This is a genomic window from Kribbella sp. NPDC104218 (genome assembly GCF_055584105.1).
Genome location: NZ_JBVJMQ010000001.1, coordinates 2,082,151 through 2,103,928 on the forward strand (window position 1 = coordinate 2,082,151; position 21,778 = coordinate 2,103,928).

The following is a 21,778-nucleotide window of genomic DNA, read 5'->3' on the forward strand; positions in this document are numbered from 1 at the left end:
TGCCGAATGTCCCCTGAACCCACTCGCCTGAGCCGCCGGCTGCTGCTCGGCTCCGCCGCCGCGGCTCCGGCCGCAGGTCTCCTCGCCGCCCCGGCCACGGCCAACGCCGTCCCGGTCGACAAGGCCCGCCGCGACCTCTCCACTCAACTGCTCGACGAGTGGGCCGCGGCGCCTGGCGCGCATCCGCTCATCCCCGACATCTCGCACGCCGGTTACCGCGGCGGCGAGCGCCCTCGGCGTCCGCGGACGGTCGCGAACGTCGTCGACTTCGGCGCCCGTCCGAACAGTCCGAACGACGCCGCGGCTGCGTTCACGGCCGCGCTCCGGTACGCCGGTGAGCGCGGCGGCGGGACCGTCGTCGTACCGGCCGGAACGTACCGGCTCGATTCTCCGCTCTGGATCCACTGGTCGAACGTCGTCCTCAAAGGCGCCGGCCGGGGCCGCACGATCCTCCACTTCACGAAGCCGCTGGAGGAGTCGTACCGGCCGAATCTCCAACCCAGTCTGCAAAGTCGCTGGTCCTGGACCGGCGGGCAGATCTGGGTGATGCCCGCCGAGCGCAAGGCGAAGTCGGAGGCCGAGGACTACGCGACGTCCGAGGGCTGGCTGCTCGGCGACACCCTCGCGGACGTCGGCGCCGCGTCCCGCGGTCAGCGCACCCTCCTGGTCAGCTCGACCGAGAACCTCAAAGCAGGCGACCTCGTCGTCCTCGAAACCGACAACCCCGCGGACGCCGGTGTGCTGCGGCACCTCGCCGGCGACGTCCCCGGTCTGCCCAGCTACGACTGGCGAACCAGAGCACCGCAACTGACCACCGGCTCAGGCGGTCAGTACGTGCAGTACGCCAGCCTGCAGTGGCCGGTCCGGATCGAGGCGGTACTTGGTGAACGCCTCGTCCGGCTGGCCCAGCCGCTCCGGTACGACCTGCGGCACAGCTGGCCGTCGCGGCTGCGGGAGATCGGACCGACCGTCCACGACGTCGGCATCGAGTCGCTGACGATCCGCAACGAGCTGCGCCCGATGACGATCCACAACCGGCACCCAGGCGCGAACGGCCTGTGTTTCCAGGCCGTTCACGACTGCTGGGCGGACGACGTCCGCGTCGAGAACTGCGATCTCGGGTTCGGATTCACGACCACGAAGGCGATCACGCTGACGAACGTCGCCGTCGGCGGCCGCTCCGCGCACCACAGCTTCGCGTGCCGGATGCAGGCGCACGACAACCTGGTCGACGGGTTCGAGATCGAGCCGTTCGCCGTGCCGCTGCCGTCCGGCGCGCTGCACCACGGCCTCAACCTCGAAGGCCTCTCGGCCGGCAACGTCTGGCGCCGCGGCAAGATGGCCGAAGGCACTTTCGACACGCACCGCGCGATGCCGTTCGAGAACGCCCGGACCGACATCACGCTGGTCAACAACGGCCGAGTCGGCGGCTCTGCGGCGTCCGGTCCGCTCTTCGGCGCGCGCATCGCGCACTGGAACGTCCGCATCACCTCAGGCAGCCCGTACGCCATCCATCTGACCGACGTGGCGCCCCGCAGCATCACTGTCGGGCTGCAGGGCCTCACGTCCACGGCGAGCGGTCTGCCGCGGGACTTCCAGGGCGACCTCGAGAATGCGACCTACCTACCCGACGCCCGCCCCGCCGTACCGGACCTGTACGCCGCTCAGCGGCTCAGGTGCGGTGAGGCCTGAGCAACTCGTCGTCGCCGGTGAGCGCCGCTGCGATACGGCGGTGCTTACCGGCTTCGTCCCGCCGGGACAGGCGTTCGAGCGTCCGCGCCAGCATCAGATGGGCGTAGTACTCCGTGGGTTCCCGATCGAGCACCTCGAGCAGGTGCTCCTCGGCCGGCTTCAACAGCGCCGCGTGGTAGTAGGCACGCGCCAGCAGCAGCCGGGTGCCGACGTCCTCCGGCGTCTCTTCGACGATAGGAAGGAGCGCCCGGATCGCACCGCGGTAGTCGCGCTCCTCGAAGTACTGCTGACCGATGCCATAGCTGAGTGCACGCATGTCCTCCATGCGCTCCACAACACCGGAGGCGCGCTTTGTATGCCCTATGTACCTGGTGGACGTCGGTCTGGTCACCTACGGTGCTGGACCGATGGCACATCCCGGAATGACCTCCAAGCGCCTGGCCGCTACCGCGTTCGCGGTCAACCTCGTCGTCTGCGGGGTAGTAGGCGCCGGGCTGCTCGTTCTCCGCGCGCCTGACGACGCGGCGGCCGACGAGCCCACTCCGACCGCCAGTACGCCGACCGCGAGTGAGACCCCGTCGACGAAGCCGTCGCCAGAGCCGTCGTCCGAGCAGCCGACGGTCTCGAAGCCGACCGCGCCGTCCACCACTCCGACCTCGTCAGGCGCCATCGGCGTCTCAGGTCCGGGTGGCATCGTTACGTCGATCCCGAAGGGCTGGCAGGGCAAGCCGCGCGCGAACGGCACCGATGCGCAGGCGAACGACCCAGCCGAGCCGACCAGCTTCCTCCGGTACGGCGGCTCGCCATCGCCGACCCGACCGCTGCTGCAGGTGATGCAGCAGGCCGAGGCGGGTTTCCGGGGCAACTACCCCGGCTACAAGCTGATCGCGCTGCGTTCGCAGTCCTGGCGTCAGCACGAGGCTGTGAACTGGGAGTTCGAGTTCGACACCGCGGACGGCCGTAAGCACGTCAACTCGACGTACTGGCGCGCAGGGCAGAACGACTACGTCATCTACGCCTCGTCCCTGGTCGCCAACTGGCCGAAGATGCAGGCCATCTACGCGACCGCTCTGGACACCGCCTCCCCCTGAGCGGAGGAGGCGGCGTACAGATCAGGCGGCGTCGAGTGTCGCGACCTGCTCCGGGGTGAGGGTGAGCTCGACCGCGGAGTAGGAGTCGCGGATGGTCTCGGGCCGGCTGGAGCCCGGGATCGGGATGACGACCGGCGACTTGTGCAGCATCCAGGCCAGCGTCAGCTTCTGCGCGCTGACGCCGAGCTCGCCGGCCAGCTGGTGGAAGGCCGGGTGCTTGTCGCCGAGATCGCCCGCGCTGGAGATCCCGCCGAGCGGGGACCACGGCAGGAACGCGATCCCGAGCTCGTCGCAGAGCTCGAGCTCCGGCTCGCTGGAGCGGAACTTCGGCGAGAACTGGTTCTGCACCGAGACCAGGCGGCCGCCGAGGATCTCGTTGGCGAGTTTGATCTGCTCCGGGTTCGCGTTCGAGATGCCGGCCTGGCGGATCTTGCCCGCGTCCAGCAGGTCGCGGATCGCGCCGACCGAATCGGCGTACGGCGTCTTCGGGTCCGGCCGGTGGAACTGGTAGAGCCCGATCGCCTCGGCGCCGAGCCGCTTCAGCGAGCCCTCGACGGCCTGCTTCAGGTACGCCGGGGAGCCGTCGAGCGTCCAGCTGCCGTCACCGGGACGCAGGTGGCCGCCCTTGGTTGCGACCAGCACGTTCGACGTGTCACCGCCGTACGACGCCAGCGCCTTGGCGATCAGGGTCTCGTTGTGGCCGACGTCGGTCGCGGTCAGGTGATAGGCGTCGGCGGTGTCGATCAGCGTGATCCCGGCGTCGAGCGCGGCGTGGATGGTCGCGATCGAGCGCGCCTCGTCCGGCCGTCCCTCGATCGACATCGGCATCCCGCCGAGGCCGATCGAGCTGACGGCGACATCGCCGATCGTCCGGGTGTGGTTGTTCGCAGTGGCCATACGTTCTAAGTTCCCGCAGCGAATCCCCAAACTCCAACAGGAATATCAGAACGGATTCACCACTCCGAGCGATCAATCAGGCGCTGTGGACGTGCGGGTCGCGATCCTCGACGACGTACGTCGCCCGCGTGCTGATCGGGGCGCCGGGCGTCTGGACGTAGGGCAGGACGCGGAAGTCGGAGCGCCACTGCCGCTGGTCGACGGTGACGCGGACGTAGCCGCGCTGGGCGTTGAAGAACTTCAGGTGCTCGTTCGCGGCCAGGAACTGCCGGCCCTGCTCGGTCATGTCGGCGCCGTTACCGCCGCTGGTGATCGACGTCCCGACGAACTCGGTGCCGACCGCCTTCGACTTCTCGTCGGCGTAGTCGGGTTTGAGTTCGAGGGCGTAGTTCTGGTGCCGGTCGCCGGTGATGACGACCAGGTTCCGGACGCCGCTGTCCCGCGCGGCGCCGAGCACCTTGTTGCGCTCGGCAACATAACCGTCCCAGGGATCGGTCCAGACGTGGGTCTCCGGGCCGGCCGCCCAGTCGGTCTGGCCCATCGGGGTCTGGTTGCCGATCACCTGCCAGCGCGCGGGCGACCGGCGGAAACCGTCCAGCAGCCAGGCCCGCTGCTTACCGCCGAGCATGGTGTTGTCGGGGTCGAAGCGGGCGTCGCAGTCCGAGGTGTCGGTATCGCCGCAGACCTGGTCGGAGCGGTACTGCCGGGTGTCCAGGATGGTGAAATCGGCCAGCCGCCCGTACGGAAGCCGGCGGTGGTAGCGGATGTCGGGGCCGGCCGGCATCTGCTCGTGGCGGAGCGGCATGTTCTCGTACAGCGCCTGGAAGGCCTGCGCGCGGCGGGCCCGGAAGACCGCGCGGTCCTGGTCGGGCTCGGTGTCGATCTGGGAGATGTCGGCGGCCCAGTTGTTCTCCACCTCGTGGTCGTCGAAGGTGTGGATCCACGGGTGCGCCGCGTGTGCGGCCTGCAGTGGCGCCTCGGTCTTGTAGAGCGCGTACTGCAGCCGGTACCGGGCCAGGTCGAACGTCTCGGTGTGGAACCGCGGGTCCGTCGTGACGCCGCGCTTGTTGGCCTTCACACCCGACTCGTACAGGTAGTCGCCGAGGTGGACGACGAGATCGAGGTCCTCCTGCGCCATATGGTCGTACGCCGTGAAGTACCCGTCCTGCCAGGCGTTGCAGGACGCGAACGCGAACCGCAGCTCGCGCGGGCTGGTGAACGGATGCGGCGTCGTGCGCGTGCGGCCGGTCGGAGAGACCTGGTGGCCGGTGCGGAAGCGGTAGTAGTACACGTGGTCGGGGAGCAGCCCGTGGATCTCCGGGTGCACCGAGTGCCCGAGCTCCGGCGTCGCGACCACGCTGCCGCGGCGGACGACGTACCGGAACCGCTCGTCGAGCGCGACCTCGTACTCGACGCGGATCTGGCGAGCGGGCATCCCGCCCTTGCCGTCGACGGCGTACGGGTCAGTGGCGAGCCGCGTCCACAGGACGACGCTGCTGTACTGCGGATCACCTGAGGCGACCCCGAGCGTGAACGGATTACCCGCGGACGCCGGGGCGGCGTACGTGGTCGAGGCGTCCCAGGCGCCCGTGCCGAGCAGTATGGCGGCCGAGCCCGCACCACCCACGGCGAGAAACCTGCGGCGGGAGACGGTCATGACAATTACCTCCTGGACGAGGCGGATTCAGGTAGGAAAGCGCCCAGTCAGTCTTCTGTCGCCGGGTGTCGAAGCCCTGGCCGCCAGGTGAACTCGCTGGTGCAGGATGACCGCATGACCGACGACCGCGTCCGCCGCGCCCGACCCGACGACGTCCCCGCCATCGTGGAGCTCGTCTACGCCCTCGCCGACTACGAGCGCGCCCCCGACGAATGCCACCTCACCGCCGACCAGCTGCACACCGCCCTCTTCGGCCCCTCCCCAGCCGTCTTCGCCCACGTCGCCCTCGCCGACGACGAAATCGTCGGCTGCGCCATCTGGTTCCTCAACTACTCCACCTGGCGCGGCGTCCACGGCATCTACCTCGAAGACCTCTTCGTCCGCCCCACCGCCCGCGGCACCGGCCTCGGCAAAGCCCTCCTCACCGCCCTCGCCCAAGAATGCGTCCGCAACAACTGCGAACGCCTCGAATGGTCCGTCCTCAACTGGAACACCCCCGCCATCGACTTCTACACCTCCCTAGGCGCCACCCCCCAAACCGAATGGACCACCTACCGCCTAACCGACAAACCCCTTACAAACCTGGGCTCCTGAGCCCCGGAAACGCCGTCCGCAGCCTGCTGACGACCTCGGCTCCCCGCGACTTGCCGTGCGCGCCGATGGCCGTCCAGAGCATCGTGAGCGCGGCGTCCAGCGGCTCGTCGTACGTGCCGTGCACGGCGAGCAGGGCTTGGACCGGCCTGGTCTGGCTGGCGTCCCAGCCCGGGAACGTCGCGATCAGCAGGTTGCCCTCGTGGTCGCCGAAGGCGCCCGGCGGCGGCTGCATGACCTCCTCCTGCCCGGCACCGCGGTCCATCCGGTCGAGGGCTTCGGCGACCCACTCCATCTGGTCCAGCTCGGCCGCGATGCACACCTGGCGAGCCGACCAGCGTGCCACCGCGACGAGCGTCTCGTCATCCGCGCGGTCCAGGTCATCCAGCAACGACCGGTCGAACGGGACCAAGGAACTCGCGCTGTAGGTCTCTCGGATGCGATCGCTCGGTAGCCGCCCACCCCAGGCCTTGAGTTCGTCGGCCCGCTGCTGCTCAGCCATCTGTTCTGCGCGTCGCGCTTCGGCCGCCGCGATCTCCGCAGCGGTCGGAGGCGGTGGCCGCTCCGCAGTCGCCCGATGCCAGTACGCCGCCTGCTTGCTGGTCACTTTGAGGATCCGGTCGGGCTGCTGCGGCGCCGGCCAGAGCTGCAGCAGGTACCGATCGACCACCGGCTCGTCGTCCATCGGTGGCCCGGCCTGGTGGCCGGCGTCCATACCCCAGCCGTGGTAGCGGACGCGATAGTCGATCGGCTCGAGACCTAGCTCCCACCAGTCGTTGGCATCGAGCCCGGCCAGCGTCACCTTGCCCGTCGGCCGAAAGGAGGCTTCGACAATCTCCTCCCAGAAGTCGTCGAGTGGCGGCTCGGCGTCGTGCACCTGCACCTCGAAGCCGACCTCGCCGGTGTGCAGACCGGTCAGCAGGCAGAGCGTGCCGTCGACGACCGCTCCGCACAGCCCGTTCTTCTGGCCGCGGAACGAACCGTCGAAGTCCGGCCACTCCCCGTCGCTCATGACGTAGACCTGACCGTACGACAACCACATCCGGCCCGCGGGCTCGACCAGCGCCATCCCCCACCCCTCTCAGCTCGTGTCCGAGGATCCAAACAGAGCCCACCGACAGAATCAGGTGCGGTGTTTCTTGGTGGCGTACATGGCTTGGTCGGCGGTGTGGAGGAGGGTGTCGAGGTCGGGGGAGTTGGGGGTGATGGGGGTGGAGCCGATGGCGGTGGTGACGGCGATGGTGATGCCGTCGAGGGGGCGGTTGACGGCGGTGGTGAGGCGGGTGATGAGGGTGGTGAGGGCTTCGGGGGTGATGTCCTCGGCGAGGATGGCGAACTCGTCGCCGCCGAGGCGGGCGACGGTGTCGCCGTGGCGGACGGCGCTCGACAGGCGGGTGGCGATCTCGCGGAGGGCGCGGTCGCCGGCTTCGTGACCGTAGCTGTCGTTGACGAGTTTGAAGTGGTTCAGGTCGCAGAAGAGCAGGGCGCCGGGGCGGCCGGAGGTGCGGGTGCGCTCCAGGACGAGGTCGAAGCGGTGCTGGAGCAGGCGGCGGTTGGGCAGGCCGGTGAGCGCGTCGTGCGCCGCGTGGTGGCGGAGCTCGCGTTCGGCGTCCTTGCGGGCGGTGACGTCGTCGATCTGGACGAGCAGGATGCGGCCCGGGTCGCGGCCGACGAGCGCCGCCGTACCGCCCAGCCAGATCTCGTTCCCGCTGGGCTGGGTGAAGATGCGCTCGAACCGGTACGGCGTGTTGCTGTGCGCGAGCCGGGCGAGCTCGCGACGGGTCTGCTCGGGCTCCTCGTCGCGCAGGAACGTCCCGGCGGGTGAGCCGACGAGCTGCTCCGCGCCGTACCCGGTGATCTGGCAGAAGGCGTCGTTGACCTGCAGGATCCGGCCGGACTCGGGCCCGTCGAGCGCGACCGTCGCCATCCCGTTCCCGGCGCCTTCGAAGACCATCCGGAACGTCGTCTCACTCGCCTCCAGCCGCGCCTTCTCGGCGAGCAGCTGGTCGGTCAGCCGGGCCTTGTCGATCGCCAGCCCGGCCTGGGTCGCGAAGATCTCGAGCAGCTCGCGGTGGATCGGCCCCGGCCGCCGCTGGTCCTCGGGGAGGTCGACCGAGAGCATCCCGACCAGCTCGCGATCCGGCGCGTAGAGCGGCGCGAACAGGGCATCCAGCGGGTGCCACGCGTCCGGATCGTCGGAGACCGGTACGTCGGGCACCCAGCCGACCACCTCACCCTCGGGGAGCCGCTCGTGCGGGACGAAGCGCAGCCCGCCCCAGGCGTCGGCGATGGCGAACTCGGCGTCGAAGATGTCCGCGGCGCTGATCGTGCCGAGCAGGGCCTCGCGGGCCTCCGGCGAACCGGAGACCGCGATGACCTCGAACTTCCCGTCCGGCTGGCGCAGGTTGAGCACCGCGATCCCGAAGCCGAGCCCGTCCACCACGCCGTCCACGACGGCCTGCAGCGTCTCGGCCAGGCTCCGCCCGGCGCCCATCCGCACACTCACCTCGTACAACCGCCGGACTGCGGTCAGCTGTACCGTCGGCTCGTTCTGCACCACTCGAGGATAGGCCGAACTCACCAACCGTGAGCAGCTGTATCCACAGGGCAGCGCTAAATCTCGGTCAGACCTCGGTAGCTGCGCTCCGCCGAGGCCCAGGAATCGGCCGGCTTGTCGTGCTCGACGAGGTACTGCTCGACTCCGCCGGACGCCGCGTGCGCGAACATCGCCGCGAAGTCGAGTTTGCCGGCGCCGACGTCCTCCCAGGAGCCGTCCGCGGCCATGTCCTTGACGTGCAGCGCGGGGAAGCGGCCCGGGTGTTCCTGGAACAGCTTCGCCGGGTCGTGCCCGCCGTCGACCGCCCAGTAGAGGTCCAGCTCGAAGCCGAGCAGCTCCGGGTCGACGTCCAGGAGGACGTCGTACAGGACCGTCCCGTCCTCCTCGGCGAAGTCGAAGCCGTGGTTGTGGAAGAGCAGCTTGAGCCCGGCGTCCCGCGCGGCCTTACCGGCCTCGGTGAACGCGGCCGCCGCCTGCTTGAACCCGGCGAGGTTGCGCTGCGCCTCCGGGATCGACGGGACGACGATCCACTGCGCGCCCAGCGTCCGGACGTCGTCCAGCGCCTTCGACCAGTCCTCGGCCATCCGCGCGTACCCGACGTGCTCCAGCACGATCCGCAGGCCGGCGTCGTCCGCGAACCCGCGGATCTGCTCGGCGCTGTGGTCGAACCGGCCGCTCACTCCCACTGTGCGGTAGCCGATCCCGGCCAGCCGCTTCAGCGTCCCTGCGTAGTCCTCGGCCAACACGTCCCGCATGGTGTAGAGGTGCATACCGATACCGTCGGCGGGGATGGTCATACTTTCGGCTCCTCGGGGCTAGACGACGTGCTCCTGGTAGCGGGCGTACGCGAGGTCGAAGACTTCCTGACCCGGCGCGTCCCACAGTTCCTGGTTGAAGATCTCGACCTCGATCGGACCGGTGTACCCGGCGTCGTCACACGCTTCCCGGAGCCGGCGCAGTTCAATCACGCCGTCGCCCATCATGCCGCGGCCGAGCAGGTTGTCGACCGGGAGCGGGACGGTCCAGTCGCTGACCTGGTACGAGACGATGCGCTCGCCGGCGCGCTCGATCTGCCGGTAGACATCGGCGTCCCACCAGAGGTGGTAGGCGTCGACGATCACGCCGACCTCGTTCGCCGGGAAGTGCTCGGCGAGGTCGAGTGCGCCGCCGAGTGACGAGACGACGCAGCGGTCCGAGGCGAACATCGGGTGCAGCGCCTCGATCGCCAGCTTGACCCCGCGCTCCTCGGCGTACGGCGCCAGTTCGGCCAGGCCGTCGCGAATCATGGCGCGGGCGCCGTCGATATCGCGGGAGCCTGGCGGGATACCGCCGCTGACCAGGACCAGGACGTCGGTGCCGACCGTGGCCGCCTCGTCGATCGCGCGGCGGTTGTCCTCGATCTTGGCCTGGCGCTCGGCGGAGTCGGTCGCGGTGAAGAATCCGCCGCGACACAGGGACGACACCTTGAGCCCGGCGTCCGCGACCAGCTTGGCGGACTTCTCGACGCCGTACTCCTGGATCGGCTCACGCCACAGGCCGATCCACTCCAGACCGGCCTTCGCGCTGGCCGCGACGACGTCCTCGAGCGGCCAGTACTTCGTCGTCGCCTGGTTCAGGCTGTAGCGGTTCACGCGTCGATCCCGCCGACCTTGAGCAGCTGCCGGAAACGCTCTACGGCCAGCTCAGGATCAGTGAGGACGCCGGCCTGGTCGGCCAGCCGGAACGTGTCCGCGAGATGCGGCAACGACCGCCCGGTCTGCAGGCCGCCGACCATCGTGAAACCGGGCTGGTGCCCGTTCAGCCAAGCCAGGAAGGCGATTCCGGTCTTGTAGTAGTAGGTCGGCTTGGAGAAGATCTGCCGGGCGAGCGGGACGGTCGGTGCGAACACGCGCTCGTACGTCGCGTCGTCGCCGTCGTCCAGCGCCTTCAGGGCCGCCGCGGCCGCGGGGGCGATCGCGGCGAAGATGCCGAGCAGCGCGTCGCTGTACTTCTCGCCGTCGCCGCGGATCAGCTCCGGGTAGTTGAAGTCGTCACCGGTGTAGAGGCGCACGCCCGCGGGGAGACGCTTGCGGAGGGCAACTTCCTTCTCGGCGTCCAGTAGCGACACCTTGATCCCGTCGATCTTCGCCACGTTGTCGTTGATCAGCTCGACGACGACGTCCGCGGCCTTGTCGACGTCCTGGTCGCCCCAATAGCCCTCGAGCGCCGGATCGAACATCGAGCCGAGCCAGTGCAGGACGACGGGCCGGGCGGACTGGCCGAGCAGCCGGTCGTACACCTTGCGGTAGTCGTCAGGGCCGGTCGCGGCCGCGCACAATGCGCGGGAGGCCATCAGAATCGGCTGGGCGCCTTGCGAAGCCTCCAACTGCTCCTCGTACGCACCCGCCACGTCTTCGAGCGAGTGGTTGCCGGGGGCAAGTTGATCGGTGCCGACGCCAACGGCGATCCGCCCGTCCGGCGCTTCCGCGACCGAGCGTCTGATCAGCTCCTGCGTCGCCGCCCAGTCCAGACCCATGCCGCGCTGCGCCGTGTCCATGGCCTCGGCCACCGACAACCCCAGCTCCCACAGGTGATGCCGAAACTCGAGCGTGTGCTCCCAGTCGACCACCGCCGGCGCGCCCGGCGAGTTGTCCCCCGCCGGATCCGCCACCACATGAGCCGCCGCAAACGCCAACCGGGACTTCGCCGGCGCGTAGGATCCGGCGGCCACCGGCGTACGGGTGAGCTGGTAGTCGACCAGCTCACCGTTCAGCGGCAGTTTCATGCCTGGTCTCCGAGGGTGAGGGCGGGCACCTCGAGCTTGCGGCCCTCGCGCCACGACTGCAGGCCGAGCTCGGCCAGCTGCACGCCCTTGGCGCCCTCGACGAAGTCCCAGGTGAAGGGCGCGTCGTCCACGATGTGCCGCAGGAACATCTCCCACTGCACCTTGAACCCGTTGTCGAACGTCTCGTTGTCCGGCACCTCGGCCCACTGCTCGCGGAAGTTCTCGGTGGCGGGGATGTCGGGGTTCCACACCGGCTTCGGCGTCGCCGAACGGTGCTGCACCCGGCAGTTCCGCAGGCCGGCGACGGCCGACCCCTCGGTCCCGTCGACCTGGAACTCGACCAGCTCGTCGCGGAACACCCGCGTCGTCCACGAGGAGTTGAGCTGCGCGATGATCCCGCCGTCCAGCTCGAAGACGCCGTACGCCGCGTCGTCCGCGGTCGCGGTGTACTCGCTGCCCTGCTCGTCCCACCGGGCCGGGATGTGCGTCGCGCCCTGGCAGTAGACCGACTTCACCTCACCGAAGATCTGGTCGAGCACGTACCGCCAGTGGCAGAACATGTCGACGATGATCCCGCCGCCCTCTTCGGACTTGTAGTTCCACGACGGCCGCTGCGCCTCCTGCCAGTCGCCCTCGAACACCCAGTACCCGAACTCGCCGCGCACCGACAGGATCTTCCCGAAGAACCCGCCGTCCACCAGCCGCTTCAGCTTCCGCAGCCCCGGCAGCGACAGCTTGTCCTGCACCACCCCGTTCTTCAGCCCGGAGTCCCGCACCAGCTTCGCCAGATCCACCGCAGCCTCAAGACTGTCGGCAATCGGCTTCTCGCAGTAGACAGCCTTCCCAGCCTCCACCGCCGCCCGCACGCCCTTCTCCCGCAACTGCGTCAACTGCGAGTCGAAGTAGATCTCCACATCCGGCTCCGCCAACGCCTCCGCGACGTCCGTCGTCCACCGGCTGATCCCGTACTTCTCCCCGATCCGCCGCAACTTCAGCTCGTTCCGCCCCACCAGAATCGGGTCCGGAACAATCATCGTCCCGTCCGCCGCCGCGATCCCGCCCTGCTCCCGGATCGCCACGATCGACCGCTCCAGATGCTGCCGCAACCCCATCCGCCCCGTGACCCCGTTCATCACGATCCCGACCCGTCGCTCACTCACGTCCCACGCCTCCCTACTCACCCTTGGAAAGGGCTTTCCAAGGCGTGACGCAACCCTAAAAGCTCCCCCACCCCCAGTCAACCCAAAACGGAAAGCGATTCCCCGAAAACGTTCCCAAACCCCCAAACACAAGAAGATCCGGAGACACACAAAGCCGGTCGACCCCACGCGCCGCCTACGCGCAGCTCCTCCGTCGCCGCGCTCGCGCCACTCCCACCCACCCCCTGCCGGCGCGTGCTCCGCCCGCCCCTACCGCTACCGCGCGAACTGCGGCAATCGCCGCCCACAACGCTGCCGCGTAAACCCCCTCCCGCGACCGCGTGAACCCGGCGCTACCGCGCCACCCCGCGCGCTACCGCGCGCCCCCGCGCGCTACCGCGCGCCCCCGCGCGCTACCGCGCGCCCCCGCCGCCCTCCGGGCTGGCGTCCGGCCTCGCCCCGCCGCGCGGACCCCACAAGTGACCCGTGGGTCGGATCGCCCAGGGGCCCGTGGGCCTCAGTTTCGCAACTGTCGTCGTCCCAAGCTCTCAACGCTTCGCCTCATCAGCAGCCGCCTGGAACACCTCATCGGAGGCCGCGTCATCCCCGCCACTACCCCTAATCCGGCGCGGCCGGCGTGCCGATCCCCGAGTCCGCGCCGGTCCCGCCCTCCACTCCGCGCCCTTGCCCTGGCCCCGTCCTCACACCTCTGGGCAAGGGCGCGGCCATGTCCAGACCCCACCGAACGGACACCCACGCCCAAACCAGCCACACCAAAACGCCAGCCATGCACCGGCTGCGGCGGCAAGGGATGGACTGTCGTGCAGAAGGCCCGCATCAAGAACGGCAAAGTCGTCATCGAACCGGAGCACGAACCATGTCCCGCGTGCGGAGGCTCTGGGTGGGCGGCAAGCTAGCGACCCTCGCCGACCGTAAACCCTTCCCATCACTTGGAGACCCGAAGCGAGTCGCGGCATGCCTGCTGGAACTGTTCACCAGCAGTCCGCAGACGTGTCACTGGTTCCCAACCTGCAGAGAGCGCCTCCATCGGATCGGACCCTTGCTGGCGAAAGCCCGGATTGTCCTGCTCAATGGAGAAGTCCAAACCTTCCTCCGCCTGCAAGAGCTCCAGCCAGGCATCGCGCACTTGCACATGCCCGAGCAATCGCATGCGAGCGGTGATCTTGTCCGGCACAGACTTCAACTCGTTACGCTGCTCAAGCTCGCGCGCCGTTGTGCTCGGCGTGCCTTCCGGGTCGGTTAGCCATCGCAGCATCTCTTCAACGAAGTGCGCATACAGCATGGCTTCCGCGTACAACGTCAGTCGCTCACTCCGCAGACTCGCCCGATCCGTCGACCGCCCTTGAAACCATGGGGCACCCAACGAACCGAGCAGCGCGCCGACTAGAGCAGTGCCAGCTCCCACCACGACGGTCGTGTCCGTTTTCGGGATCCTAGGGCGGCTCCAGAGCTACCGGTAGTAGCTGGCATTTGCGCGGTCCGGCGTCCACGACTGAATGGAACTCACCGAGCACCCCTCCGCCTGTCCCGACGCGGCCTGGCTGCCGGATTGACCTCTTAGGAATTCAAGGCGCGCCGCAAGCGGCGCGCAGCGCGGCCCGGGCTTACGACCTCCGGCCGACGCCCTCCGCCGCGCGCACCCCTGCGCTCCGTGGATCGTCAACCGCTCACCTCACCAACAGCTAGCGACAGGGCCGGCGGCTCGCCCATCCCCCTGGCCGCTCGATCGTACGGTCAACATGACACGCATCAAGAGCGCCTGCGGCGTCCCTACGGGATCGGACAAGCCGACACTTGACCCGCGCCGTGCTGACCGTGGTTGGCAGCTATCAGGGGATCGGGGAAGGGTGGCGACGGGATACCTAGCTCTCGCGTCGTTTCTCGGCGTACTGGAACGCGCGCTTGGTCAGATAGACGCCGAAGTCGGGGTCCTCAAGGAGTCCCAAATAGGCGGCGTCGTCTGCTAGGCGGTACCTCAACAGCGTCACGATGTCCTCTGCTCGCGACACATCGGGCGCCTGCGAGAGCAGCCCTGCGGTCTTTCCATTGACCTTTTGGACCATCGCCGCAACTAAGGCACTGCCGTGAACTGCCTCGATCGCATCACGCAAGTCATCGGTTGCTGACCGACTGTCGACCGGGTCGGCAAGGTCTCGCACAACCTCTGCCATCTGCCACCATCTGATCGCCTGTCCCTGATGGACCAGCGAGCCAGAGTCTACCGATGACTTTTTGAGAGCCGCCAAGTTGAAAGAGCCGAACTCGTCCGCGGATACGTACGCGCGGGTGCCACGGCTGCTGAGTACCGGCCTCGGAAGCCCAGGGACATGGAAGACATAGCCAGGGGGGAGATACTTGGTAAGAGCGATGATTCCTGCCGACGCCGACACCTCCGCGACCGCAAGATCCTTCAACAGGTCCGGGACGTCGCGGTAACCGGTGATCTCCTGCAAGAAGCGGTGCGGGAGGAGCAGCCTCGACGCGAACCGATTAGCCTCCCACTCCTGTCGCTGTGCGAGAGTGCGTCCGAGATCGCGATCGCTACCTTCCGGTACACCCGTAGCCAGGGCGGTGGGATCAGTCAGGCATTGCACAACGTCCACATGCCATGAGATGCGGATGTGGCCGTACTCGTGTGCAGCCGTGAACCGCTTCCGATACGGCGGGCTTTGCTGCTTTAGGAACACCTTTGGACGTTTGGAGCTCAGATCGACTGCTAAACCATCACAGTTGAAGGACCACTCCAACTCCTCAACGTCTGCAACCTCTTGAGTGAGTGCCAGGATGTCGACGGGAGGGTGCAGGTCGAGCCGTTCAACCAACGTGTCAGCTAGCTTCTCAACCTCGGTCGGCAGGCTCATACCGTCCGGATTGCTTAAGCCAAGCAAGCAGCTTCTTAGCCTCACCGTCATCTTCCGCACGCGCGGCAGCAGCCGCGGCGGTCGCAACATCGCTGATCTCCGCAACCGAGTGGCCGTGCTTCCGAGCCGCGAAGACGAAGCGAAGCGATTCTGGATGTTCAACCCACAGTGAGTACTCGGCTGGCGTCAGCCCAAGGAACTCAGAAATAGAGTTTGGGACATCGGGGGTGTCATGCCACTCGTCGATGTAGTCGTCGATGTCGGCCGGCAGCGCGCACCCTGCGAGGACAGCATCAACGAATGTTGCTGTCTTAGACATCGATCCTCCTCCCTTTGCGCGGCTCCTTTATCATAGTACCCGCCACTGCGTCCAGTACACCGATATGGCGGCCGCGAGCGTTGAAAACCTCGATCTCGCCGTGCAGGGCGTCCCACGTGTAGAGACGGCCGTCATCGGAGCGCCACCGCTTCTCGCCATTGAACGCCCCCAGGTAGTCCAGCTGGTCCAGGTAGCACGGGTTCGGTCTCGGCTTGTAGAAGCCCCCTACCAACCGCCCATCCTCCCTACCTTGAACGCATCCCCCGGATGCCCCACCCTAGCCCGGCGTTGCTCATCGCGCAGGGCTTCGAGGAGTGTCGTTCCGCCCGCTTTGCATTCATTCAATCGATCCATCGAGGGTGGTCGTACGCAGGGGACGCCACAGTGCGAGACGGCGGCAGTGTGGCCCCAGCCTGACCCCAACGGCCACTGTCGGAAGGCATCGTGCACACCCATTCAGGTCAGGACCGTCACTCAGGCCAGGCTGGTGTTAGTGCAGGGTCCTACGGATCAGAAGGTTGGGGTTCGAACGCCCGCCTGGGCTAGCTGTGAGTTCCGCGGGACCTTTCTCCCTACGGCTGTCCGAGCCCCTGATTAGGAGGACCGGCTCGCGTCGGAGCCAATGCCATGTCGTTCAGGCCGACTCTGACGGGTGATGACATGCTCCGTCCCACTCGTCGAGCTGCACTGCTAGCCACCCTCCTCCCTCCGCGCTAGGCCGGGTGACCTTGGGTTTGTCTGGCGCTGGTGATCGGGTTTGGTTGCAGCCTGGGTGTCCGTTTGCTCTCTGAGGAATCGAGTGTCTGCCCGGCGCAGCTGGCTCTCGACCGGAGTCGGGGTTGGCCCGTCCCGCTGGCTGATCGCAGGGGACGGGGCAACGGACGTCGCGCTGTTAGGTGGGTCGTGGATGGTTGGGTTGTTGGGTGCAGGGCGTTGCTCAGCCGGCGAAGGCGATTGCGTTGCCGTCTGGGTCGCGGAGGATGAAGTCGGTGCCGCCCCAGGCTTGTTTGGTGAGCTTTTGCAGGATGTTGGCGTTGGTGGTCAGGTATTCCGCGTAGAGGGCGCGGACGTTTGGCGTGTTGATGAAGGCCATGATTAGGCCTTCTCGTTCTGTGGCGCCGGGTGCGAAGACCGGCTCGTGGACGAGCTTCAGGTGCAGGGTTGCGCCGTCGCGTGAGACCGAGCCGTAGAAGGGTGGGTTGCCGTGTACGAAGTCGATGTGGAAGCCGAGTTGGTCACGGTAGAAGGTGGTGGCGGCGTTGATGTCGGCTACGTAGAGGACGGGGTTGGCGGTTGCGACTGCGGTGGCCTGGGGCTTTGGCTGATTGCTGGTTGGCGTGGCTGCTTCTGTGCTCGCCTTGAGTTCGGCCCAGTTGGCGAAGCCGGCTTCGAGGGCGATGATCTCTTGGGCTTCGGTGAGTGGGAACTTCAGCGCTAGTGCTTCGCGGTCGGACAATTCGCGGTAGCGCGTGAGTTGCCGGATGCGGCCGCCGATCGAGAAGTTCTCTTCGCGGTGCCAGCGAACGAGCAGTTTCGCTTGTTTCTTGTACGTTTCGAGCTTGGGCATGGCGCTCCTCTTCGGTCATGAAGTAGGTGGGCCTTGCCCTTTCGGCGACTGCCGTTGCGCCCTACGACCGGGATTGAACCCGCGCCTGCGATTTCGAGATTACCACAGTGATTTGGTCGCCAGCGGCGCGATCGGCTCAATCTTTGTTGTGTGGTTGGGTGTTCGGCGGCGCAGGGTTGCGCGACTTGACGATCAGGGTGGCCATGGCGAGGCCGAAGAGAGCGCCGGCGAGGCCGGCTCCAACGTAGCCGAGTGGCCACCATGAGGGGGCCAGTGTTCTGATGATCGAGGCGGTGATCCCGAACGGGACGCCGTTGATCAGTACGAGAAGCCACCAGGGAGCTTTCTCCTCCAGATACTTGCGATACTTGCGCATCCCCGGTTTATAGCTTGAGCGCGGGTCAACTCCGGCTCCAGCTGTCCAGTGCACGCCCTTCTGTCAGGCGATGGTGGGGGTGGGGGCGGTGAAGGTGTTGCAGGCGGCTGGGGTGGCGGTGGTGAAGCCTTTGCGGGACCAGTGGTTGTGGTTGGACTTGTTGCCGTGGGAGCGGGTTGGGTTCCACTCGTCGCCGCGGTGGGCGACTGTCCAGTTCCATTTGTTCAGCCAGGCGCCGTTGGCTGGGAAGTACTTGCGGTTGGCGCCCAGGTAGACGCCGCTGAAGCAGGAGGCCTGTAGCTCTAGGCGCCGGTTTTCTTGTAGCTGGGCGGCCGTGCCGGTGGTGTGGGTGGTCCGGGTCTGGGAGGCGTCCGTGATTCCGGTCAGCTGTTGGATGTGATGGCCGTATTCGTGGGCGACCAGGTAGGCCATCGTCGTCCGGGTCCAGAGCTTGTCGGAACGGCGCTGGTTGGTGAGGTCGAAGTTGGCTTTGAGTGAGATCACGCCACCGCAGTACGCGGCCGAGTCGGTGATGCTGCATTGTGAGCGTGGCTGGTTGCCGACGAGGATCTCGACTTTCGGGGCCTGGAATGTGTACCCGGCTTTGCGGACCACCGGCGCCCAGGCGCGGTCCAGGCAGCGCACGAACTTGGTGTAGTAGGCCCGCACCTGCGCTACTGAGGTGGCCCGTTCCGTGGGCTCCTTGCACCGCGAAGCGGGTAGCGCGCCGACCCGGTAGAGCCGGTTCTGCGCCACCGTCCGATTGGCGACCACCAGCGGCGACTCCGTTGGTGTCGTGCCGGTTGGTGTCGGAGAGGGGGGCGGAGTCTCGGAGCTGGTCGTCACAGAGGGCGTCGGCGTCGCCTCCAATGTCCCGCCACCCTTGTCGGAGCCGCCGATCAGCCCGCAACTCGCCGTCAGCAGCAGGACGCCCCCGACGGACACCGACCTTGCCATCCGAGGATTCACTCGCAGAACCTAGTCCGTGCGGATCTCACTGGCCAGTGCCGGGGTTTTGGACGGCTTGTTCTATGCCGGTGACTGTTTGGGCCAGGCGGGTGGGGGCTTCGGTGGGGTCGGGGCTGCCGTTGTCGAGCCAGGCGAGGATGGACTCGATGACGACTGTGGTGTTGAGATGGGCGCCCCAGTCGGCCCAGGCGGGGCTGGAGGCGAGGGTGGCTACGTGGGGGCGGGCGGCGGTGACCATGGCGGACCAGAGTTGGTTGATGTCGTGGCTGAAGTCGGGTTCTAGGCGGGCGTAGCGGAAGAGGAGGCGGAAGGCGGCGGGTTCGGCGCTGGCCCAGGTCAGCATTTGGGCCAGGCTGAATTCGGTCAGCTCGCCTTCGGCGTCGGTGGCGGATTGGAAGAGGCGCTCGCAGGCGCGGTCGATCGCGGCCTGGTAGAGCTCGGCCTTGGATGCGAAGTGCCGGTAGATGATCGCGGCCGTGACGCCGGCTTCGGTGGCGATCTCTTCCAGGCTGGTGCGCGCGTAGCCGCCGGTGCGGGCGAAGGCCGCGGTCGCGGCGTCCACCAGTTGCTCGCGCCGCTGTTCGCGCGGCATCCGCCGAGTCGCCGTTCTGCCGGTCATAGCACCCCATTGTCGCCGGTTCGGCCATGAGCTGATATACACCCTATCTTGTATAAGTCAGATTTACTTAGGAGGGGTGATGAGCACGAAGCAGCTGAGTGGGCCGGTGCGGTTGACGGAGCGCGCGGCGGGACCGGACGTCGCTCGTGGGGCCGTGCTGGCGCTGATCGCATTGGCACACGCGCCGGCGTACCTGAGCGGTCGGCCGCTGGCGGTCGGCGGCTATCCGGCCGATGGGTCTGGCGCCGACCAGGCAGTCGTCTTCGCCGAGACGGCAACGGTCGTGGGTCGCGGATACCCGATGTTCGCGGCGCTGATGGGGTACGGGCTGGTCCAACTGTGGAGTCGCCGGACGGAGGCCGGCCATTCCCCCGGTGAGACGCGTCGGCTGATCCGGCGTCGCGGGCTGTGGCTGATCGTTTTCGGGCTCGTCCATGCGGCCCTGCTCTGGGGTGGCGACATCCTCGGCGCGTACGGCGTACTGGCCTTGCTGCTCGGCGCCGGACTGATCACCGCTCGGGCCAAGTGGACCCGGCTCCTCGCGATCGCCTCCGTCCTGATCGTCGCATCCGGGGGCGCCGCGATGGCCCTGGCGGCCACCGCCGGTGGTACCAGCCCGCTGCCGTCGACAGGTGAGTCCGACGTCCTCGCCGCGGTTGGACTCCGGCTGGCGGAGTGGACGCCGAGCCTCATCCTCCAGCCGCTCGGCATGCTCGCCGCCGTCCTCGCCGGTGCCTGGGCCGCCCGGCGCCGCCTCCTCGACGAGCCCGAGCGGCAGTTGCAAACCCTGCGCCGGATCGCGGTCGTCGGCTTGCCGGTCGCAGTCCTCGGCGGACTCCCGTGGGCAGCGGCCGTGGCCGGCTACTGGACGAACCTGTCGGAGGGCCAGATCGCGGCAGCCGGCGCGCTGCACGCCGTGACCGGCTACGGCGGCGTGGGCTACGCCGCCCTGATCACTTTGCTCGTCGTCGGCAAGCAGGGCTGGCTGGTCACCGCACTGCGAGCCTGCGGCCGCCGCTCATTGACCAGCTACCTACTCCAGTCCGTCTTCCTGGTCGTCCTGCTGGCGCCGTACGCGCTCGGGCTCGGCGAACGCGTCGGAGTGGCGACAGTCGCGCTGCTCGGAATCGCCTCCTGGCTCGCCACGGTTGTCGTCGCCGTCCTCCTCGAACGTGCCGGACGCCGCGGCCCCGCCGAGTCCCTCCTCCGCCGGCTCATCTATCGGCGGGCTTGACCTCGACGAACCCAACTCCCGCCGCGACTGGAGGCATGCGTTGGCGGCGGGGGTGGGTGTGGTGTGCTGGTGGGGTGGATCAGTTGAGTGAGCAGCGGGAGGTTTATCGGACGTTGGATCTGGCGTTGCGGGTGGGGGAGGTGTTGCTTTCGAGTGGGGCCGGGACGGCGGATGCGACGGCGACGATCTTGGGAGTGACCGCGGCCGGAGGGCTGCGGGGGTGTGAGGTGGACATCACCTTTACGTCGATTGCGATCTCTTATCAGGCTTCGCCGGATACGGCGCCGGAGACGCATATGCGGGTGGTGCGGTACCGGTCGCAGGACTTCAGCCGGTTGAGTGAGGTGGATCGGCTGGTACGGCGGTTCGCGCGGGGCGAGGTGACGCGGGACGAGGCGAGCCGGGAGTTGGCTCGGTTGACGTCGGCGGGGCCGCCTTATCCGCGGTGGACGGCGGTGTTGGCGTGGGGCGTGATGGCCGGCGGGGCGACATTGTTGCTCGGCGGCGGGTGGCTGATCACGTTGGTGGCGGTGGTGACCGCGGTGGTGATCGAGCTGAGCAACCGGTGGTTCAACCGGCAGCGGTTGCCGGCGTTCTATCAGCAGGTGGCGGGCGCGTTCGTCGCGACGGCGGTGGCCTTGGTGCTGTACGCCGTCCACGCGCCGGTGAAACCTTCACTGGTAGTTGCCGCAGGCATCATTATGTTGCTGGCCGGGATCGCGTTGACCGGTGCGGTGCAGGACGCGATCACCGGCTACTACGTGACCGCGGCCGCCCGGAGTCTGGAGGCGATGCTGCTGACCGGCGGGATCATCGCCGGCGTCAGCCTCGGCCTCGCGATCGGCATCAAGCTCGGGTTGCACGTCGGCATCGAGGCGCAGACGATCCAGACGGCGAATCTGCCGATCATGACCGGGGCCGGTGCGTTGATGGCGGTCGCGTTCGCGTACGCGTCGTACGCGCCGCTGCGGTCGCTGATCCCGGTGGCGGTGATCGGCGGCGCCGGGTCGCTGGTGTTCACGTTGATGACGCGGGCCGAGTTCGGGCCGGCCTGGTCGACCGCGGCGGCGGCGTTCACGATCGGCTTCGGCAGCTACTCGCTCGGACGGCGCTTCGGCGTACCGCCGTTGGTGGTGGTCGTGTCCGGGACGGTGCCGTTGCTGCCGGGCCTGACCATCTACAAGGGCCTGTACGAGTTCGCCGGCCTCGGGAACCTGATCGGGATCGTCAGCCTGGCCACGGCGGTCGCGATCTCGATCGCCATCGCGTCCGGCGTCATCCTCGGCGAGTACGTCGCGCAGCCGATCCGCCGCGAGGCCCGCAAACTCGAGGACCGGTTGGCCGGGCCGCGGCTGGTCGGCCCCCGTCGTCCGGTCCGGCGCCGGAGCGGGACCTCCCGCCGGAGCCGCCGTTCCTGACAGGAT

General features: G+C 68.0%; 22 protein-coding genes. 5 read left to right on the top strand and 17 right to left on the bottom strand.

Annotated features, from left to right (window positions below; all coding sequences use genetic code 11):
- Positions 1–6 precede the first annotated feature (6 nt).
- Positions 7–1,692: a glycosyl hydrolase family 28-related protein gene (locus ACZ6ZD_RS10000; protein WP_465670295.1), complete on the top strand. Its 1,686-nt coding sequence runs from the start codon at positions 7–9 to the stop codon at positions 1,690–1,692.
- Here ACZ6ZD_RS10000 and ACZ6ZD_RS10005 read toward each other — a convergent pair.
- Positions 1,673–2,008, bottom strand: a complete 336-nt coding sequence (locus ACZ6ZD_RS10005; protein ID WP_465670297.1) for a tetratricopeptide repeat protein — start codon at positions 2,006–2,008, stop codon at positions 1,673–1,675. The two genes, ACZ6ZD_RS10000 and ACZ6ZD_RS10005, sit on opposite strands and share 20 nt — an antisense overlap.
- A gap of 91 nt (positions 2,009–2,099) precedes the next feature.
- On the opposite strand from ACZ6ZD_RS10005, the gene ACZ6ZD_RS10010 reads away from it, so the two are divergent.
- Positions 2,100–2,783: a hypothetical protein gene (locus tag ACZ6ZD_RS10010; protein WP_465670299.1), complete on the top strand. Its 684-nt coding sequence runs from the start codon at positions 2,100–2,102 to the stop codon at positions 2,781–2,783.
- Between the two features lie 21 nt (positions 2,784–2,804).
- Here the strand turns inward: ACZ6ZD_RS10010 and ACZ6ZD_RS10015 are convergent, their stop codons facing one another.
- Positions 2,805–3,680 carry an aldo/keto reductase gene (locus ACZ6ZD_RS10015; RefSeq protein ID WP_465670301.1) on the bottom strand — a complete coding sequence of 292 codons (876 nt, stop codon included), beginning with the start codon at positions 3,678–3,680 and terminating at the stop codon, positions 2,805–2,807.
- Positions 3,681–3,756: 76 nt separating this feature from the next.
- On the bottom strand, positions 3,757–5,337 hold the full coding sequence (locus ACZ6ZD_RS10020) for an alkaline phosphatase D family protein (RefSeq protein ID WP_465670303.1): 1,581 nt from the start codon (positions 5,335–5,337) through the stop codon (positions 3,757–3,759).
- A gap of 114 nt (positions 5,338–5,451) precedes the next feature.
- Here ACZ6ZD_RS10020 and ACZ6ZD_RS10025 point away from each other — a divergent pair, with 114 nt between their 5' ends.
- Entirely contained in the window at positions 5,452–5,931 is a 480-nt protein-coding gene (locus ACZ6ZD_RS10025; RefSeq protein ID WP_465670305.1) for a GNAT family N-acetyltransferase, read from the top strand.
- Here the strand turns inward: ACZ6ZD_RS10025 and ACZ6ZD_RS10030 are convergent.
- The 14 genes from ACZ6ZD_RS10030 to ACZ6ZD_RS10095 all read right to left on the bottom strand — a co-directional run bounded on the left by ACZ6ZD_RS10030 (position 5,912) and on the right by ACZ6ZD_RS10095 (position 19,120).
- Entirely contained in the window at positions 5,912–6,997 is a 1,086-nt protein-coding gene (locus tag ACZ6ZD_RS10030) for a hypothetical protein (RefSeq protein ID WP_465670307.1), read from the bottom strand. The two genes, ACZ6ZD_RS10025 and ACZ6ZD_RS10030, sit on opposite strands and share 20 nt — an antisense overlap.
- A gap of 54 nt (positions 6,998–7,051) precedes the next feature.
- The gene (locus ACZ6ZD_RS10035; protein WP_465670309.1) at positions 7,052–8,485 is read right to left on the bottom strand and encodes a diguanylate cyclase domain-containing protein; all 1,434 of its coding nucleotides are present in this window, start codon (positions 8,483–8,485) and stop codon (positions 7,052–7,054) included.
- Between the two features lie 56 nt (positions 8,486–8,541).
- Positions 8,542–9,282 (bottom strand): sugar phosphate isomerase/epimerase family protein, encoded by a 741-nt coding sequence (locus ACZ6ZD_RS10040; protein ID WP_465670311.1) that lies wholly within the window; start codon positions 9,280–9,282, stop codon positions 8,542–8,544.
- Between the two features lie 18 nt (positions 9,283–9,300).
- Positions 9,301–10,116 (bottom strand): sugar phosphate isomerase/epimerase family protein, encoded by an 816-nt coding sequence (locus ACZ6ZD_RS10045; RefSeq protein ID WP_465670313.1) that lies wholly within the window; start codon positions 10,114–10,116, stop codon positions 9,301–9,303.
- On the bottom strand, positions 10,113–11,249 hold the full coding sequence (locus ACZ6ZD_RS10050) for a dihydrodipicolinate synthase family protein (protein WP_465670315.1): 1,137 nt from the start codon (positions 11,247–11,249) through the stop codon (positions 10,113–10,115). Before ACZ6ZD_RS10050 ends, ACZ6ZD_RS10045 begins: the two co-directional genes overlap by 4 nt.
- Positions 11,246–12,409 carry a Gfo/Idh/MocA family protein gene (locus tag ACZ6ZD_RS10055; protein WP_465670317.1) on the bottom strand — a complete coding sequence of 388 codons (1,164 nt, stop codon included), beginning with the start codon at positions 12,407–12,409 and terminating at the stop codon, positions 11,246–11,248. The genes ACZ6ZD_RS10050 and ACZ6ZD_RS10055 overlap by 4 nt, the downstream gene beginning before the upstream one ends.
- Positions 12,410–13,334: 925 nt before the next feature.
- A complete protein-coding gene (locus tag ACZ6ZD_RS10060) occupies positions 13,335–13,691 on the bottom strand; it encodes a hypothetical protein (RefSeq protein ID WP_465670319.1) in 357 nt (118 codons plus the stop codon).
- Positions 13,692–14,271: 580 nt separating this feature from the next.
- Entirely contained in the window at positions 14,272–15,270 is a 999-nt protein-coding gene (locus ACZ6ZD_RS10065) for an ImmA/IrrE family metallo-endopeptidase (protein ID WP_465670321.1), read from the bottom strand.
- Positions 15,248–15,589 carry a hypothetical protein gene (locus tag ACZ6ZD_RS10070; RefSeq protein WP_465670323.1) on the bottom strand — a complete coding sequence of 114 codons (342 nt, stop codon included), beginning with the start codon at positions 15,587–15,589 and terminating at the stop codon, positions 15,248–15,250. The genes ACZ6ZD_RS10065 and ACZ6ZD_RS10070 overlap by 23 nt, the downstream gene beginning before the upstream one ends.
- Positions 15,582–15,821 carry a colicin E3/pyocin S6 family cytotoxin gene (locus ACZ6ZD_RS10075; protein WP_465670325.1) on the bottom strand — a complete coding sequence of 80 codons (240 nt, stop codon included), beginning with the start codon at positions 15,819–15,821 and terminating at the stop codon, positions 15,582–15,584. Before ACZ6ZD_RS10075 ends, ACZ6ZD_RS10070 begins: the two co-directional genes overlap by 8 nt.
- 705 nt (positions 15,822–16,526) lie before the next feature.
- Positions 16,527–17,156, bottom strand: coding sequence for a glyoxalase superfamily protein (locus tag ACZ6ZD_RS10080; protein ID WP_465670327.1), 630 nt, complete (start codon positions 17,154–17,156; stop codon positions 16,527–16,529).
- Between the two features lie 136 nt (positions 17,157–17,292).
- On the bottom strand, positions 17,293–17,532 hold the full coding sequence (locus tag ACZ6ZD_RS10085) for a hypothetical protein (protein WP_465670329.1): 240 nt from the start codon (positions 17,530–17,532) through the stop codon (positions 17,293–17,295).
- A 63-nt stretch (positions 17,533–17,595) separates the two neighbouring features.
- Entirely contained in the window at positions 17,596–18,489 is an 894-nt protein-coding gene (locus ACZ6ZD_RS10090; protein ID WP_465670331.1) for a neutral zinc metallopeptidase, read from the bottom strand.
- A gap of 37 nt (positions 18,490–18,526) precedes the next feature.
- A complete protein-coding gene (locus ACZ6ZD_RS10095; RefSeq protein WP_465670333.1) occupies positions 18,527–19,120 on the bottom strand; it encodes a TetR/AcrR family transcriptional regulator in 594 nt (197 codons plus the stop codon).
- Between the two features lie 79 nt (positions 19,121–19,199).
- Here ACZ6ZD_RS10095 and ACZ6ZD_RS10100 point away from each other — a divergent pair, with 79 nt between their 5' ends.
- Entirely contained in the window at positions 19,200–20,354 is a 1,155-nt protein-coding gene (locus ACZ6ZD_RS10100) for a DUF418 domain-containing protein (protein WP_465670335.1), read from the top strand.
- An 83-nt stretch (positions 20,355–20,437) separates the two neighbouring features.
- A complete protein-coding gene (locus ACZ6ZD_RS10105; RefSeq protein WP_465670337.1) occupies positions 20,438–21,772 on the top strand; it encodes a threonine/serine exporter family protein in 1,335 nt (444 codons plus the stop codon).
- Positions 21,773–21,778 lie beyond the last annotated feature (6 nt).

Coding starts and splice junctions, on each gene's coding strand:
- ACZ6ZD_RS10000 (WP_465670295.1), top strand. CDS start 7: ATGTCCCCTGAACCCACTCGCCTGAGCCGCCGGCTGCTGCTCGGCTCC.
- ACZ6ZD_RS10005 (WP_465670297.1), bottom strand. CDS start 2,008: ATGCGTGCACTCAGCTATGGCATCGGTCAGCAGTACTTCGAGGAGCGC.
- ACZ6ZD_RS10010 (WP_465670299.1), top strand. CDS start 2,100: ATGGCACATCCCGGAATGACCTCCAAGCGCCTGGCCGCTACCGCGTTC.
- ACZ6ZD_RS10015 (WP_465670301.1), bottom strand. CDS start 3,680: ATGGCCACTGCGAACAACCACACCCGGACGATCGGCGATGTCGCCGTC.
- ACZ6ZD_RS10020 (WP_465670303.1), bottom strand. CDS start 5,337: ATGACCGTCTCCCGCCGCAGGTTTCTCGCCGTGGGTGGTGCGGGCTCG.
- ACZ6ZD_RS10025 (WP_465670305.1), top strand. CDS start 5,452: ATGACCGACGACCGCGTCCGCCGCGCCCGACCCGACGACGTCCCCGCC.
- ACZ6ZD_RS10030 (WP_465670307.1), bottom strand. CDS start 6,997: ATGGCGCTGGTCGAGCCCGCGGGCCGGATGTGGTTGTCGTACGGTCAG.
- ACZ6ZD_RS10040 (WP_465670311.1), bottom strand. CDS start 9,282: ATGACCATCCCCGCCGACGGTATCGGTATGCACCTCTACACCATGCGG.
- ACZ6ZD_RS10050 (WP_465670315.1), bottom strand. CDS start 11,249: ATGAAACTGCCGCTGAACGGTGAGCTGGTCGACTACCAGCTCACCCGT.
- ACZ6ZD_RS10060 (WP_465670319.1), bottom strand. CDS start 13,691: ATGCTGTATGCGCACTTCGTTGAAGAGATGCTGCGATGGCTAACCGAC.
- ACZ6ZD_RS10065 (WP_465670321.1), bottom strand. CDS start 15,270: ATGAGCCTGCCGACCGAGGTTGAGAAGCTAGCTGACACGTTGGTTGAA.
- ACZ6ZD_RS10070 (WP_465670323.1), bottom strand. CDS start 15,589: ATGTCTAAGACAGCAACATTCGTTGATGCTGTCCTCGCAGGGTGCGCG.
- ACZ6ZD_RS10080 (WP_465670327.1), bottom strand. CDS start 17,156: ATGCCCAAGCTCGAAACGTACAAGAAACAAGCGAAACTGCTCGTTCGC.
- ACZ6ZD_RS10085 (WP_465670329.1), bottom strand. CDS start 17,532: ATGCGCAAGTATCGCAAGTATCTGGAGGAGAAAGCTCCCTGGTGGCTT.
- ACZ6ZD_RS10090 (WP_465670331.1), bottom strand. CDS start 18,489: ATGGCAAGGTCGGTGTCCGTCGGGGGCGTCCTGCTGCTGACGGCGAGT.
- ACZ6ZD_RS10095 (WP_465670333.1), bottom strand. CDS start 19,120: ATGACCGGCAGAACGGCGACTCGGCGGATGCCGCGCGAACAGCGGCGC.
- ACZ6ZD_RS10100 (WP_465670335.1), top strand. CDS start 19,200: ATGAGCACGAAGCAGCTGAGTGGGCCGGTGCGGTTGACGGAGCGCGCG.